Source organism: Parasphingorhabdus pacifica, assembly GCF_054779195.1.
In genome coordinates this window covers 632,465-647,138 of record NZ_BAAGYS010000006.1, presented here as the reverse complement: position 1 = coordinate 647,138, position 14,674 = coordinate 632,465, and the positions used below count along the sequence as shown (strand labels likewise).

At 67.6% G+C, this 14,674-nt stretch carries 13 protein-coding genes; 3 read left to right on the top strand and 10 right to left on the bottom strand.

Annotation, left to right across the window (positions count from 1 at the left end):
• Positions 1-366 precede the first annotated feature (366 nt).
• Together ACYVAN_RS09080 and ACYVAN_RS09075 are read left to right on the top strand one after the other, a co-directional pair.
• A complete protein-coding gene (locus tag ACYVAN_RS09080; protein ID WP_460957676.1) occupies positions 367-990 on the top strand; it encodes a DUF305 domain-containing protein in 624 nt (207 codons plus the stop codon).
• A gap of 254 nt (positions 991-1,244) precedes the next feature.
• Positions 1,245-2,129 carry an SDR family oxidoreductase gene (locus tag ACYVAN_RS09075; RefSeq protein ID WP_460957675.1) on the top strand — a complete coding sequence of 295 codons (885 nt, stop codon included), beginning with the start codon at positions 1,245-1,247 and terminating at the stop codon, positions 2,127-2,129.
• On the opposite strand, the gene ACYVAN_RS09070 is transcribed toward ACYVAN_RS09075, so the two are convergent.
• The 5 genes from ACYVAN_RS09070 to ACYVAN_RS09050 all read right to left on the bottom strand — a co-directional run bounded on the left by ACYVAN_RS09070 (position 2,089) and on the right by ACYVAN_RS09050 (position 7,526).
• A complete protein-coding gene (locus ACYVAN_RS09070; RefSeq protein ID WP_460957673.1) occupies positions 2,089-2,850 on the bottom strand; it encodes a VanZ family protein in 762 nt (253 codons plus the stop codon). The genes ACYVAN_RS09075 and ACYVAN_RS09070 overlap by 41 nt on opposite strands.
• Before the next feature lie 821 nt (positions 2,851-3,671).
• Positions 3,672-4,430 carry a succinate dehydrogenase/fumarate reductase iron-sulfur subunit gene (locus ACYVAN_RS09065; RefSeq protein WP_460957671.1) on the bottom strand — a complete coding sequence of 253 codons (759 nt, stop codon included), beginning with the start codon at positions 4,428-4,430 and terminating at the stop codon, positions 3,672-3,674.
• Positions 4,431-4,441: 11 nt separating this feature from the next.
• Positions 4,442-6,337, bottom strand: coding sequence for a fumarate reductase/succinate dehydrogenase flavoprotein subunit (locus ACYVAN_RS09060; RefSeq protein WP_460957669.1), 1,896 nt, complete (start codon positions 6,335-6,337; stop codon positions 4,442-4,444).
• Between the two features lie 22 nt (positions 6,338-6,359).
• Entirely contained in the window at positions 6,360-7,208 is an 849-nt protein-coding gene (locus tag ACYVAN_RS09055; protein WP_460957667.1) for a hypothetical protein, read from the bottom strand.
• A 27-nt stretch (positions 7,209-7,235) separates the two neighbouring features.
• A complete protein-coding gene (locus ACYVAN_RS09050; protein WP_460957665.1) occupies positions 7,236-7,526 on the bottom strand; it encodes a hypothetical protein in 291 nt (96 codons plus the stop codon).
• 312 nt (positions 7,527-7,838) lie between these two features.
• Between ACYVAN_RS09050 and ACYVAN_RS09045 the strand changes: the two genes are divergently transcribed.
• Positions 7,839-8,546, top strand: a complete 708-nt coding sequence (locus ACYVAN_RS09045) for an NPCBM/NEW2 domain-containing protein (protein ID WP_460957663.1) — start codon at positions 7,839-7,841, stop codon at positions 8,544-8,546.
• Positions 8,547-8,574: 28 nt separating this feature from the next.
• Here the strand turns inward: ACYVAN_RS09045 and ACYVAN_RS09040 are convergent, their stop codons facing one another.
• From ACYVAN_RS09040 to ACYVAN_RS09020, 5 genes are all read right to left on the bottom strand, one after another.
• Positions 8,575-9,906, bottom strand: a complete 1,332-nt coding sequence (locus ACYVAN_RS09040) for an MFS transporter (RefSeq protein WP_460957661.1) — start codon at positions 9,904-9,906, stop codon at positions 8,575-8,577.
• A gap of 357 nt (positions 9,907-10,263) precedes the next feature.
• Entirely contained in the window at positions 10,264-11,280 is a 1,017-nt protein-coding gene (locus tag ACYVAN_RS09035; RefSeq protein ID WP_460957659.1) for a hypothetical protein, read from the bottom strand.
• Positions 11,281-11,540: 260 nt separating this feature from the next.
• Positions 11,541-13,052, bottom strand: a complete 1,512-nt coding sequence (locus ACYVAN_RS09030) for a tripartite tricarboxylate transporter permease (RefSeq protein ID WP_460957657.1) — start codon at positions 13,050-13,052, stop codon at positions 11,541-11,543.
• Positions 13,053-13,601 carry a tripartite tricarboxylate transporter TctB family protein gene (locus ACYVAN_RS09025; RefSeq protein ID WP_460957655.1) on the bottom strand — a complete coding sequence of 183 codons (549 nt, stop codon included), beginning with the start codon at positions 13,599-13,601 and terminating at the stop codon, positions 13,053-13,055.
• Positions 13,598-14,587 carry a Bug family tripartite tricarboxylate transporter substrate binding protein gene (locus ACYVAN_RS09020; RefSeq protein WP_460957653.1) on the bottom strand — a complete coding sequence of 330 codons (990 nt, stop codon included), beginning with the start codon at positions 14,585-14,587 and terminating at the stop codon, positions 13,598-13,600. Before ACYVAN_RS09020 ends, ACYVAN_RS09025 begins: the two co-directional genes overlap by 4 nt.
• Positions 14,588-14,674: the final 87 nt, after the last annotated feature.

The window sequence follows — 14,674 nt, the reverse complement described above, 5'->3', positions numbered from 1 at the left end:
GGTCGGCGAGTCGGCAGTGCGCGAGACCCGTTGAGGCCGGGCCGTCACGATCGCTGCCGTCTGCGGATAGTAGTCCGACCGTCCCGAGGGATCTCGGCCGGGCCGTAGTCACCCTATTCATCCCGGACCCGGACGTCACCGGGGGCGAAGCGGATGCGATGCGCGCCACACGCCGGCCCTGCGACTCCCGGCGAGGCACCTGCCGAGGTCGCGGATCACGAATGTCCGACGTCGCCCACACGTCCCGTGCCGACGCCAGCTAGCCTACGGGCCGAGAAAGTCCGGCGTCGGCGTCTGCGATCGGTCTGGCAAAACGATCTACAGGGCCGCTCTGGGACGACCACCACGACCCCTGGAGGGAAGCACGTGCGGAGGAGCACGATCATCGGCGCCCTGCTGGCCGGCGGTCTCGCGCTCGCAGGCTGCTCGCCGAGCGAAGAGCCCAGCGACCAGCCCCCGGCCCCCGGAACGCCTCCGCCTGCGACCGAGCAGGCGTCCGGCGAAGCGACCGGGGCAGTGCAGGGCAGCGCGCACACCGGCACGGACAAGGAGTTCGCGCAGCAACTGCTGACCCACCACGAGCAGCTGGTCGAGCTCGCGGGCCTGGCCGAGCGGAACGCCCAGGACCCGCGGATCAAGGAGCTGGCGGCCGAGATCCAGCAGTCGGAGTCGGCCGAGATCGGCGAGCTCGAGGCGTGGCTGGCCGCGACCGCGGGCGAGGAGTCCGACAGCGCGCCGGAGGACGCCGAGGGCTCCGGCGCCGAACTCCCGAGCGCGCTGTCGCCGGAGGAGTTGGACCAGCTGCGCGAGATCAGGGGTTCGGAGTTCGACCGGCGCTGGCAGCAGGCCGTCCTCGCCTTGGAGGAGGGAGCGCTCCAGGTCGCGAAGACCGAGCTGGACGAAGGCTCCGACGAGGAGATGCGCGCGCTCGCCGAGAAGATCGTGAGCGAGCAGCCCGCGCAGATCGACAAGGTCAAGTCGCTGGGCTGAGCACCGAATACGACGAACGGCCGGGTGATCCGTCACCCGGCCGTTCGTGTGTTCGAGGTCGACGCGGCGGACCCCGGTTTCGATCTCTCCGGTCGTTCGCGCATCCGGTCGTTCGCGCATCCGGCTGCCACTGTGCCCGACGCATCGGTGATTCGACGGAGCCGGCTCTTCCGCAGATCACGAGTTCGACCTACTATGAGTAGGCTACTGTCGAGTAGGAACGTTCTCGTCGAGGAACCAACCAGGGAGTGCGCATGCCGTGGAACCTGTCCGGCAAAGTTGTCCTCATCACCGGCGCCGCTCGTGGCATCGGTGCTCAGACCGCCCGTGAACTGGCGCGGCGCGGCGCACGCATCTCGCTGGTGGGCCTCGAACCGGAGGAACTACGGGCAGTCGCCACCGAACTCGGCGACAACCACGCGTGGTTCGAAGCCGATGTCACCGAAGCGTCCTCCATCGAAGCCGCAGTCACCGCGACCGTCGAGGAATTCGGTCGGCTCGACGCGGTCGTGGCCAACGCCGGTGTCGCCCCCTTCGGAACCGTGCTCAACTGCGACCCCGACTCGTTCACCAAGACCATCGACATCAACGTCAACGGCGTCTTCCGCACCGTCCGCGCCGCCCTGCCGCACGTCATCGAGCAACGCGGCTACGTCCTGGTGGTGTCCTCCCTGTCGGCGTTCGCCCCGGTCGGCGGCATGAGCGCCTACACGGCGAGCAAGGCGGGTGCCGAAGCTCTCGCGAGCGCGCTGCACTCGGAGGTCGGTCACCTCGGCGTCGCGGTGGGCAGCGCCCACCCTTCCTGGATCGACACCGACCTGGTGCGCGACGCCGCCGAGGACCTGCCGAGCTTCCGCAAGATGCGCGCGCTGCTGCCCTGGCCCATGCGTGCCACCACGACGGTGGAGAAGTGCGGCGCGGCATTCGCGGACGGAGTCCAGCGCCGCGCGCGGCGCATCTACGTACCGCGCCCCATCATGCTCATGCACTGGCTGCGCAACCTGCCCGCCTCAAAGCTCACTTCGCTGCTCATGCGGCGGCCACTGCGGAAGATCATGCCGCAGATGGAGAAGGAGGTCGCCGGGTTGGGCCGTTCGTTCAGCGCACGCAACCAGCAGTTGAACGCGAAGCAGGACTGACCGCTCCGCGCTGACCGCGCCGCCACTCCTCGGAACCCGACCCGGCGGAGCCCGCCCCGGGACGCCGCTCATCTCGCGCACCCCGGGACGCACGGCTGGTTCGCGTTCCGGCGGGCCCGCGATGTCCTGCCCGCCGCTGATCCCACCGGCGTTCCTCCTCGATCTCGTCGATGAGCCGCCACACCGACCGGCCGTGGCGAGCGGACCCGCTGTGCTGTGGTCCCGCCGCTACCGGGGCCGGACGTTCCCGGCCCCGGTAGTGGCGCCACGGCGGCCGAACCAGCAAGCCGCCGAGCGTGGCACCGAACGTGTTCAGCACGATGTCGTCGGTGGAGGCCACCCGGCCGACAACCACGAAGAACTGGGTCAGCTCGATCGCGCAGGACAAGAGCAGGCCACCCGTGGCGATCCGACCGACGTTGTCGAACCACCGGAGCCGCAACGGAAGCATCGCCCCGAGCGGCAGCAGGAGGACCAAGTTGCCGGCCAGCTGAACCCACGGCGTCGTATCACCGGGTCCGGCCCGCATCGCCATCGAGAAGTCCATTCCGGGCGGCAGCTGCGCCCGTTCGGGAATGGACGGCTGCGGCATCAGCACCAAGTAGGCCACCGACAGGCCCAAAAACACCAGCGAGGCGTCGATCAACGCATCGCGGAGCGACGAAGCGGTAAACAGAATCCGTCGGAGCAAGACCGAAACAACGGCGGCGACCACGGCCACCGGAAAAGGGCAACTACGGGAACGAACCCGTCGAACGACACGAGAATCTTATGCAATTTCGCCGCACTTCCTCGGGTTGCCGACGCCAGGGCCACGCGACATTCACCAAGAGCACTTCAACGAAAGTCGCGAACCAACCGAATCGACTTTCCCGCGGATCGACGGACGCGCCGAATCCGCGGAAGCCACCACGCATCAACCCAGTTCCGCGAAAATTGACACGGGCACTCCATCAGTCGGTCGGCGTTGACCGGCAGCGAGCGCGGAAAGTCAGCTCCCTTCCGGCTGGAGACCACCTCGGGCGGATGCCCGAACGAACCTCGGACGGGAACGAACATATAGTCCACGGACGGCGGATTCACTCAGATGGCAAGAACCCGCCAGCCCGAGTCGGCCAAGACGGACATATCTCCCGCAAGAATCGTCGCGCCACCGGGAAGTGATTTAATCCCGAAATCACAGCACGTTCACACACCCGCGCAATTCTATTCATGCGCAGCTTCTCGGCGGATTTCGAGGACACCTCGGGCGCGTGGGACTCGCATCCGGTCATGGGCCTGTTTCGGAAGTCTGCGGAAACCGGTCACGGCCGGCGAGCGCAGCGCTCGGGCGTCTCGGAGCGGACTCGTCCGGAAACGGACCTCTCGGGGCGAGCACGCCCGAGAGGTCCGCACGCGCGAGGGCGCGCCCGGGGTTGCCGAGCACCCCGGAACGCGCCGCGACCGCGAACCGGTGGAGATCACTCGCGGCCACCGACCAGGGCAATCGACCGACGGCGACAGCATCGACCGACGGCGACCGCGCCGGCGACCGCGGCGAACTCAGTCCGGCTTCCGCCGGAAGAACCGCAGGATCGGGTCGTACACCCGGTCGGCCACCCGCTCCTTCAGCGGGATCAACGCGTTGTCAGTGATGTGGATGTGCTCCGGGCACACCTCGCTGCAGCACTTGGTGATGTTGCACAAGCCGAGACCGTGGTCGTCGCGGGCATCCTCGGCCCGGTTTCCCCCGGCTTCGTCGTAACTGTCGAGGGGGTGCATCTCCAGTTCCGCGACCCGAATCAGATGGCGCGGACCGGAAAAGGCCTCCTTGTTCTCCTCGTGGTCCCGGATCACGTGGCAGACGTCCTGACAGAGGAAGCACTCGATGCACTTGCGGAACTCCTGGGACCGCTGCACGTCCACTTGCTGCATGCGGTACTCCCCCGGAGCCAGTCCTTCCGGCGGACGGAACGCGGGGACCTGGCGCGCCTTGACGTAGTTGTACGAGACGTCGCAGACCAGGTCCTTGATGACCGGGAACGTCCGCATCGGGGTCACCGTGATGACCTCGTCCTCGTCGAACAACGACATTCTCGTCATGCACAGCAGCCGCGGCTTGCCGTTGACCTCCGCCGAGCACGAACCGCACTTGCCCGCCTTGCAGTTCCACCGAACCGCCAGGTCCGGGCGCTGGGTGGCCTGCAGCCGGTGGATGATGTCCAGCACCACCTCGCCCTCGTTGGCCTCGACGGTGCAGTCCTCCAGCTCGCCCCCGTCCGCATCTCCGCGCCACACCCGGAAGTGCGCCTGGTATCCCATCGTGGCCCTCCTCAGCCCGGTTGAACCGTGACGAGCTCGTCGTCGGTGAAGTACTTGCGGAGTTCCTCGACCTTGAACAGCGCCACCAGGTCCGCGCGCATCGGCATCTGCTCCCGTTCGACCACCTGGATCGAGCCGTCGGCCAGCGAACACGCCAGCAGCGTCCGGCGCCAATGGGCGTCCATCTCGGGATGGTCGTCCCGGGTGTGCCCACCTCGGCTCTCGGTTCGCAGCACCGCCGCGTTCGCCACGCACCGACTGACCAGCAGCATGTTCCACACATCCAGCGCGAGGTGCCAGCCGGGGTTGAACTGCCGGTTTCCTTCCACCGCCAGGTTCGGCACCCGCTCTTCGAGTCGTTCCAGCTCGGTCAGCGCAGTCCGCATCTCGTCACCGGTGCGGATGATGCCGACCAAGTCGTTCATCACCTGCTGAAGCTCGCTGTGCACCGCGTACGGGTTCTCCGTCCCGGAGGCCTCCGCCGCTGCGAACGGCGCCTGCGCCCGCTGCTCCGCGTCGGCCACATCGGACTCGACGAGCTGCGGCCGGTTGGACAGACCATCCAGGTACGCGGCCGCGCCCGCTCCGGCCCGCCGACCGAACACCAGCAGGTCGGACAGCGAATTGCCACCCAATCGATTCGAACCGTGCATCCCGCCGGCCACCTCGCCCGCCGCGAACAATCCCGGTACCCGAGAAGCAGCGGTGTCCGGATCGACCTCCACACCCCCCATCACGTAGTGGCAGGTGGGTCCGACCTCCATGGACTCGGCCGTGATGTCCACGTCCGCCAGTTCCTTGAACTGGTGGTGCATCGACGGCAGCCGCCGGGTGATCTCCTCGGTCGACAGCCGTCCGGCGATGTCCAGGAAGACACCGCCGTGCGCGGACCCCCGCCCTTCCTTGACCTCGTTGTTGATCGCGCGCGCCACCTCGTCGCGCGGGAGCAGCTCGGGGGGTCGCCGGTTGTTCTCCGGATCGCTGTACCAGCGATCGGCCTCCGCCTCGTTGTCCGCGTAGTTGTCCTTGAAGACCTCGGGTATGTAGTCGAACATGAATCGTCGGCCGTCGGAATCCCGTAGCACCCCGCCGTCCCCCCGGACCGACTCGGTCACCAGGATTCCCTTGACGCTGGGCGGCCAGACCATGCCGGTCGGGTGGAACTGCACGAACTCCATGTTGATCAGTGCCGCGCCTGCTCGGAGCGCGAGCGCGTGCCCGTCGCCGGTGTACTCCCACGAGTTCGACGTGACCTTGAACGACTTGCCGATCCCACCAGTAGCCAGCACGACCACCGGAGCGCGGAAGACCACGAAGCGCCCGTTCTCGCGCCAATAGGCGAAGGCCCCGGCCACCGCGCCCGAGTCGTCCTTGAGTAGTTCGGTGACCGTGCACTCCTGGAAAACCCGCAGCCGTGCCTCGTCATCACCGAACTCGGCGCGGTCTTCCTGCTGCAGCGACACCACCTTCTGCTGCAGGGTGCGGATCAGCTCCAGACCGGTCCGGTCACCGACGTGCGCGAGCCGCGGATACTCGTGACCACCGAAGTTGCGCTGGCTGATGCGGCCGTCCTTGGTTCGGTCGAACAGCGCGCCATAGGTCTCCAACTCCCAAACCCGATCGGGAGCCTCCCTGGCGTGCAGCTCCGCCATCCGCCAGTTGTTCAGGAACTTGCCGCCGCGCATCGTGTCCCGGAAGTGGACTTCCCAGTCGTCGCGGGAGTTGACGTTGCCCATCGAGGCGGCGATACCGCCCTCGGCCATCACGGTGTGCGCCTTGCCGAACAGCGACTTGCAGACCACCGCCGTCCGCAATCCGCGGGATCTCGCCTCGATCGCCGCGCGCAGTCCCGCACCTCCGGCTCCGATCACGACGACGTCGTAGTCGTGCCGTTCGATCTCTGCCATTCGAGTGTCGCTCTCCTTGTTTTCAGTTGAACAGGCGCAGATCGGGGAAGGCCCCGCCGGCCACGAGCATCACGTAGAGGTCCACCAGCGCCACCGACGCGAGCGACAGCCAAGCCAGGAGCATGTGCCTGCCGTTCAGCTCGCTGACCTTGGTCCACAACCAGTAGCGCACCGGGTGGCGGGAGAAGTGGTTGAGCCGTCCGGCGACGAGGTGCCTGCAGGAATGGCACGAGACCGTGTAGAGCCACAGCAGGACAACGTTGATCACCATCAACACGGTGCCGAGTCCGATGCCGAACCCACCGTCGGCTCCGCGGAACGCGATCACGGTGTCGTAGGTGAGCACGAGCGCGACCAGCAGTGCCGCGTAGAAGAAGTAGCGGTGCACGTTCTGCATCACCAGTGGAAAGCGGGTCTCGCCGGTGTAGCTGCTGTGCGGTTCGCGCACCGCACAGGCGGGGGGCGCAACCCAGAACGAGCGGTAATAGGCCTTCCGGTAGTAATAGCAGGTCAGCCGGAACCCCAGTACGAACGGCAGCACGAACAGCGGCGGCGGCACGAAGGGCGCCAGGTTCGGGAACGGCTGTCCCCAATGGCTCGCTCCCTCGACGCAAGCGGCGCTCAGGCACGGCGAGTAGAACGGCGCGAGGTAGTGGTACTCCGGAACCCAGTACCACTGGTTCATGAACGCGCGGATCATTCCGTACACCACGAAGGCCATCAGGCCCAGGAAGGTCAGCAGCGGCGGCAACCACCACCGGTCGGTGCGAAGGGTGCGGGGGTGCGCGCGCGTGCGGGCTTTCGATGTGGCGTTCGGCGTGCTTCCGGGCGTGTTCGGCGTGCTGTCGGGGGTGTTCGGGGGTGCGGACATGCATGACCTCGTTGTCGTGGGTGTCCGTCAGCGACCGTGCTGCCCTCCCAGCCCCTCGTCGTCGACACCGCGCCACAGCTCGGGGTCGTACGGGGTGTCCGGGACGATGACGGTCTCCCCCTCCGGAGCGGTGCTCCCGCGCCGTGGGGCTGGCATGGCAGCGGACAGATCGTTGACGTCGATGTCGAGCCGTTCCACGTCGTTGCTGATCCGGCGCACCGACGGGACGTCGCCGTACCGCGAGCGCAGCGCGCTCACACCGGTGCGCAGCTGCGTGAGGGCACGCTGGATGTCTGCCAGTTCGGTCGTGGAGGACATGCCGAGCACCTTTCGTGTGTGAGGTCGTCGTTGTCGCGGGGTCACGGGTTGCTGACGACGACACTGCACGCAACCGACCAATGTGACAAGGCACACACGTACTTCGGAAGCCGGATTCCCCCATCCGGATTGATGAGGAGCCCGATTTCAGTCGCCCGGGAAACGCACGAGCGGGTGGTGCCGATCTCGCGATGAATCGACTCAGCCGGGGGTCACGGGCTGACCGGCAGCCGTCGGGTCCGGGCGCCGACGAGCCCGCCGACGAGGAGATTCCGGACCCAGCCGGTGATCTTTCTCGTTAACCTCGTGCGGGTGAGGTTCCGACGAACGGCCGGACGGACGGGGCGGTCTCCCTCGTCGCCGACGGGCCAGGACAAGACCGACGCCACCATCCGGGCCGCGATGATCACGCGCCGCGGCGCCATCCTCGCGGCTGCCATGACCGCCTTGATCACCTTGATCACGACCTCGATCACGGTCTACTCCAGCACTCGCGCGCAGAACTCCGACAAGTCGTCGGTCCCCGCGACCGAAACCGTGGTGGTGACCGAAACCGTGCCGAGGAACGCCGACGCGGAGAGCGCGGCGAAGGCAGCGGCGGACCCCACCGGTCCGGCAACGGACGGAACCGTCGCCGGTGAAATCAGCCTCGCCGAGAAAACCCCGCAGGACGGTGCCCGCGACTTCGAACGCACCGCGATCACGGTTCGCCAGCAGGAGCGCCCACGCTCGTTGATCGCGGACCTGCAGTGCTCGCCCAGCACGATCGGGTTCAACGTCGATCCCGGTATGCGCACGTTCCGCACCCTGGTCGGCCTGTCCGACCAAGCGAGGTCCGACCGTTCGGCGAAGTTCACGGTCTTCCTCGACGGGGAGCAGACCGGCGCCTTCGCCGATGTCCAGGTCGGCGAGGTCGCCGAACTGACCGCCGACGTCACGGACGGATTCCGGGTCGCGGTGCGGGTCGAACCCGACTGCGTCGGTCCCGCCGCACTCATCGACCCGGTTCTCCGCCCCTGAGGCGAACCCGACCGGCTGGCCATCGCACTCACACCGCGGCGTTCGTACCCTTCAGCTTGGCGGCATCGCGCTCGGGGTTGACGGCGAACAGCGCCAGCAGCGCGCCGACCACCGCGACGAGCCCGAACACCTGGAAAGCCGATGCGTAACCGGCGGCAGGCGTTACCGCGCTGTCGACGATGACCCCGGTGACGTAGGGCGCGACCAACCCGCCGGCGGAGGTGATCGCCAGGAAGACGCCGAGCGTTCCCGCGAGTTGCTGCGGCGGCACGATCTCGGAGATCGCCGAGTTCAACAGCGGGAAGATGCTGGCTCCGAACGCGTACCCGACCGATACCACCACCACGGCCACCACCGGTACGGAGATGTAGGGCAGCGTGCTCAGCGCGATCCCGCAGATCAGCAAGCCGCTCGCGGGCAGCACGCCCCGCAGGGTCCGCGAGGTCGCGCCCCGCGAGATCATCCGGTCGCTGACGGTCGTCAGCACGAACAGCAGCACCAGGCTGGCGATACTGGGGAAGCCGAACATGGTTCCGGCCTGGACCCGCGAGTACCCCAGCCCCACCTCGAAGTAGGACGGCAGCCAGGTCAGGACCACCGTCACCAGCCCGTACATGGCGAAGGTGGCTGCGGCACCGCCGAGGAAGCTCGGCATCACGAAGATCCGGCCCCAGGGCACGCTCGGGATCAGGTTCCGGTCGGTGCTCTCGTCGGTCGCGGCCTTCTTGGAGTTCTGCTCGCCGTACGGGCCCTCTTCCCAGAAGAGCAGCCAGATCGCACACCACGCGATGCCCACCACGGCCAGCACGATGAACGCGGCGCGCCAACCCCAGGCGGCCACGACCAACGCCAATGCCGGCGCCACCGCGATCTTCGCGATCGAAGCGGCCGCGGTGATGCAGGCCGACGGCAGACCGCGCTTCTCCTTCGGGTGCCACGAGTACGTGCCGGTGTGGATGATCGCGCTCGCAGGCCCTTCCGTCGCGCCCAACATCATGCGGCTGATCAGCAGTACGCCGAACGTCGCCGCGAACACCACGGGGAGCATCGCCAGCGCCCAACCGAGCGACAGCAGCACCAGCGTCCACTTGATCGCCATGTACCGGTTGAGCAGCCCCGCGCCCAGTCCGCCGAGGGTGAACGCGAGGAAGAACGCACTGCTGACCAGTCCGATCTGCGTCGCACTGACCCCGATTTCCTCCGCGAGAGGTTGTGCGACCAAGCCGAGCACGGCCTTGTCGCCCCAGTTGATGACGTAGAGCAGCACCAGGAGCCCGGTCAGGTTCCACGCCTTGAAGCGCGACTCCCGCCCCGCGACCGTGCCCGTTTCCGGGGAATCCGACACCGTTCCAGTGGGCATGCTTTACCAACCCTTCGAGCCGACGAGCGCCACTCGGAAATCTCGCTGCGGCCGTGGAACCTTCGGAACCAAAAGCGCCGCCCTCGTCCGGTGAACAGCATTTCTCGTGCCGTGCCGCGAGCACCGGAATGGAAAGATCAAGCGGTTCGATTCTTCGGAGAACATTCCGCTATGCCGTGATGCATTTCACCAGGATGGTTCGATCGACGCAAAGACGTTCCGCCACACGCCCACATAGGCGAGTCCTATGGAGGGAGGCTCGCCCATCGATCGGCACGGGCGACCATCGGAATCGTGACGGGTCCGAACGCGAAGCGCCCCACCCGGCGCGGCCGGATGGGGCGCGGGCAGCGACGCTCAGTCCACGAGCGCGACGAGATCCGACACCGGTGCCGTGTGCAGGTCCGGGATCACGTTGCGAGTATCCGGGTCGTCCCGGTAACGGTGCGCGGCAGACTCGAACACGAGGTGCGCTTCGCCGCCGTGCTCGGTGATCCCCTCGCTCATGCTGGGCGCCCGGAAGCAGTGCAGCGGGGCCTGATCGAGGTCCGGTTCACCGCGCTCCACGACGTAGACGTTGCTGCGATTTCCCCGGCCGTACGAGGTGCTGTAGACGAAATGGCCGTCGGTGACCATGAGCCCCTGGGTCTTTCTCGGAACCTCGTAAGCCTGGGCCTGCGTGGTCAGCGAACCGTCGTCGTTGATCCGGTAGGAATACATCTTGTCCCGGCCGCCGGAATCGAACTGACCGGACCACAGGTATCCGTCATGTGCGGTCATGAAATCGGCGCCGTAGACGTTTCGGGCCGAACCGGTCTGCGCCAGGTACGGGATACCGGTTTCGGTCATCGCGGTCCGCAGCTCGGACAGCCGGTACTTGCGAACGGTCTCCCAGTCGGTGGAGTTACGTCCCTGCACGAACGCCCAGCCGTTGCTGACCGCGATGCCGCCGACGTGCGACTCGGCGACCGCCACCGTGCCGACGTGGTTCCCGCCCGGTGTGATCCCGATGAGGTGCGCGTCCTCGTCGGACCGCCCGTAGGCGGCGACAAGCAGCAGGTCGTTTCCGTTCCCGTCCCAGTCGGACCAGGTGGTCGCACCTTGTGGCGTGTGGGTGTCCAGTTCCGTCCCGGGGATCTCCGGGCCGTTTCCGAACCGCTCGTCGTAGGTGTACGAGGCGGATTCACCGTCGTAGAAAGTCGCGTTCTGGCCGCTCGAACCGGTGTCGCATTCGATCGCCGCCTGGGCGACGGCCGGTTGGACAGGAGCAGGTTGAGCAGGGGACGCCTCGGCAGCGCCTGCCGTCCCCTGCACCAGTCCCGCGGTGAATGCCGCGGTGGTCGCGACACCGATGATCGCCGTTCTCGTCCGCATAGGGGGTGCCTCTCGGTCGTCTCCACCGGTGGCCGGGATCTCCGGCGGTTCGGTGCCGACCCTGCCTCCTGCCGACCGCCGCTCCCCGGAACATCACGGCGGACCACTCGAACGGAGCAGCGCCCCCGGCCGGCCGTCGGCGAGCGCGCACTTCGAGCAGCAGCGGACGAGGCTGGTCCCCGCACGATGCGATGCCCGGATGTGCCGAGAACCCTGTTCCGCGCGGAGGAAGAGGCTTCCCCCGCGCGGAACCGGCCGACTCAACTCTGGTTGCTGACCGCCCGCTGCTTGCGGAACCGCAGGACGTAGGGCACCACCACGGCGATGATCATGGCCGCGTACAGCGTGATCGTAATCGGGCTGCTGAACAGGATGGTGACGTCACCCTGGCCCATCGCCATCGCGCGACGCAGCTCGCTCTCGGCCAGCGGGCCGAGGATGACCCCGATCAATACCGGTGCGATCGGGAAGCCGTAGCGCCGCAACAGGAACCCGAGCGCGCCGACGATGTAGAGCAGCACGACGTCGGCCAGCGAGGACTTCGCCGTGTACACGCCCAACGTGGCGAACACGATGATCCCCGCGTACAGGTAGTTCTGCGGGATCCGCAGCAGCTTCGCCCACACCGGCGCGAACGGGAGGTTCAGCACCACCAGCATCGCGCTGCCGATGAACAGGCTCGCCAGCAGCGCCCACACCAGGTCGGATTCCTCGGTGAACAGCAGCGGTCCCGGCCGCATGCCGTACTGCTGGAACGCACCGAGCATGATCGCGGCGGTCGCCGAGGTCGGCAGACCGAGGCCCAGCAGTGGCACCAGCGAGGTGGCGGTGGTCGCGTTGTTCGCCGCTTCCGGCCCCGCGACGCCTTCGATGGCGCCCTCGCCGAACTCGCTGTTGCCGCGCTTGCGGGCCAGCGACTTCTCCAGACCGAACGAGAGGAAGGTCGGGATTTCCGACCCACCTGCCGGGATCGCGCCGAACGGCACGCCCAGCGCCGTGCCGCGAAGCCAGGGCAGCCACGACCGCTTGACATCGTGACGGCTCAACCACGGACGCCCGGTGGCGGCCACTGCCTCGGTTCGCGGCCGGTGCTTGGCCTGCGAAGCCGCGTGCAGGACCTCACCGACCGCGAGCAACCCGACGGTGACGACGACGATGCTGATCCCGTCGAGCAGCTGCGGCGCGCCCAGGGTGAACCGCACGGCACCGCTCTGCTCGTCGATGCCCACCAGGGCCAGTGCCAGGCCGATGGTCAGCGCACCCAACCCGCGCAACACGTCCTTGGTGACCACGGCCGACGTCGCCAGGAAAGCCAACACCGCGAGGGCGAAGTACTCCGCCGGTCCGAATTCGACGGCGAGCTGGACCATCACCGGGGAGAAGAACACGACGATCGTGACCGCGATGATGCTGCCCACGAACGAGCCGGACACGGATGTGGCCAGCGCTTGGGCCGCCCTACCGCGCTTGGCCATCAGGAAGCCTTCGAAGGCGGTGGCCATCGACGAGCTCTGACCCGGCGTGTTGAGCAGGATCGCTGTCGTGGCGCCGCCGAACTGGCCGCCGAAGTACACGCCGGCGAACATGATGAACGCACTGGTCGGTTCGAGCTGGAAGGTGACCGGCACGAGCAGCGCGACGGCCATCGCCGTGCCCAGCCCGGGAAGGATCCCGACCGCGGTACCGAGCACCACCCCGATGAGGCTGTAGAGCAGGTTGACCGGGGTCAGCGCATCGCCGAACCCGTTGAGAAGCAGGGACAGAGTTTCCACTTACAGCACCCCAACCAGGATTCCGCTGGGCAACGACAGGCCCAGACCCGCGGAAAAGGCCACCTGCACGGCAGAGGAGATCACCAACGAGATGGCCAGGTCGCGCAGCACTCGCCTGCCGCCCAGCCCGTAGGAGACGCCCCAGAACAGCAGCGCACCGGCGAGGAGCCAGCCGAGCAGGTTCAGCAGCAGGAGATGCAGCACGAGGGTCGCGGCGACGATGCCCAACGACTTCCAGTCCGTGCTCGACTCCCGCGGAACCTCGGCTGCCCCGTCATCGCTCGCTCCACCGAGGGAGCCGCGGATCGCCTGCCCCGCGAGGAGCGCGCCGATCACGATCATCACCACGCCCACCACGACGGGGAAGAAGCGCGGTCCGAGGAAGGCCGCCGAGGACGACGTCCCCATGCGGGCGGTCTGCACCAGCAGGAACGCACCGACGCCCGCCACGAACACCGCGATCCCGAGGTCTCCGTACCGGAAGCGGCGGCCGCGCTGCGCGGGCGCGGTCTTTTCGTGCTGCTCGTTCTGTTCCAACGAGTTGGTCATGAGAGGCCCAACTCCCGACTGATCCGGTTGATCCGTTTGGTTTCGACGTCGACGAACCGCTCGAATTCGGGGCCGATCTGGAAGGTGTCCTTCCACCCGTTCCGTTCGAGGGCGTCCTTCCACTCCGGCGTGTCGTGCATCCGCACGACCATCTGCGTGAGTTCCGCACGCTGTTCATCGCTGAGCCCGGGTGGCGCCACGAGCCCACGCCAGTTGGCCAGCTCCACGTCCACGCCCTGCTCGATGAAGGTCGGCACGTCCACGCCCGGGAGCCGCTCACCCGCGGAGTGGCCCAACGCGCGCAACTCGCCGGCCTCGATCTGATCAGCGAATTCGTCGTAGCTGGACACGCCCGCGTCGAGTCCGCCGTTGAGCATTCCCGCGACGACCTCACCGCCGCCGGAGTAGGCGATGTAGTTGAGCTTGGAGGTGTCGACTCCGGCCTCCTCCATCAGCAGACCGGTCAGCAGGTGGTCGGTACCGCCCGCCGAGCCACCACCGATGGACACCGACAGCGGGTCCTCCCGCCACGCCGCGAGCAGGTCGTTGATCGAGTGGTAAGGCGAGTCCGCTGGGACCACGACAGCGCTGTAGTCGTCGGCGAGGCGGGCGATCGGCGTGACGTCCTGCAGAGTCACGTCGGAGTCCGTCATCGCGATCGAACCCATCATCACCGCGCCGCTCATCATCAACGTTTCACCGCGACCGCCCTGCCCGGAGAGCCGGGCGAGGCCGATGGTTCCGCCCGCTCCCGGAACGTTGAGCACCTCGGTGGTGTTGGCCAGTGAGTGTTCGTCGGCGGCTCCCTGCAGTTCGCGGGCCACCGAGTCCCAGCCGCCTCCCGGTGCGGCGGGCGCGATGATCCGCAGCTTGTCGCTGGGGCCCGCACCGCCCTCGGCGCTGGTGACGGCATCGGTCGCGCCCGCGGCCACCACGGCCAATCCGAGCACCGCCGCCACCATGCGGAAGATCCATCGTCCGGTCATTTTCTTCCCTGAAGTCGGGTTGTCATGCCTTTGTCATGTTTGGTTCGTCACAGGGTGTGCACCACACCGGCCGCAGGGAAGCTTCGG

Coding starts and splice junctions, on each gene's coding strand:
- ACYVAN_RS09075 (WP_460957675.1), top strand. CDS start 1,245: ATGCCGTGGAACCTGTCCGGCAAAGTTGTCCTCATCACCGGCGCCGCT.
- ACYVAN_RS09065 (WP_460957671.1), bottom strand. CDS start 4,430: ATGGGATACCAGGCGCACTTCCGGGTGTGGCGCGGAGATGCGGACGGG.
- ACYVAN_RS09060 (WP_460957669.1), bottom strand. CDS start 6,337: ATGGCAGAGATCGAACGGCACGACTACGACGTCGTCGTGATCGGAGCC.
- ACYVAN_RS09055 (WP_460957667.1), bottom strand. CDS start 7,208: ATGTCCGCACCCCCGAACACCCCCGACAGCACGCCGAACACGCCCGGA.
- ACYVAN_RS09050 (WP_460957665.1), bottom strand. CDS start 7,526: ATGTCCTCCACGACCGAACTGGCAGACATCCAGCGTGCCCTCACGCAG.
- ACYVAN_RS09040 (WP_460957661.1), bottom strand. CDS start 9,906: ATGCCCACTGGAACGGTGTCGGATTCCCCGGAAACGGGCACGGTCGCG.
- ACYVAN_RS09035 (WP_460957659.1), bottom strand. CDS start 11,280: ATGCGGACGAGAACGGCGATCATCGGTGTCGCGACCACCGCGGCATTC.
- ACYVAN_RS09025 (WP_460957655.1), bottom strand. CDS start 13,601: ATGACCAACTCGTTGGAACAGAACGAGCAGCACGAAAAGACCGCGCCC.
- ACYVAN_RS09020 (WP_460957653.1), bottom strand. CDS start 14,587: ATGACCGGACGATGGATCTTCCGCATGGTGGCGGCGGTGCTCGGATTG.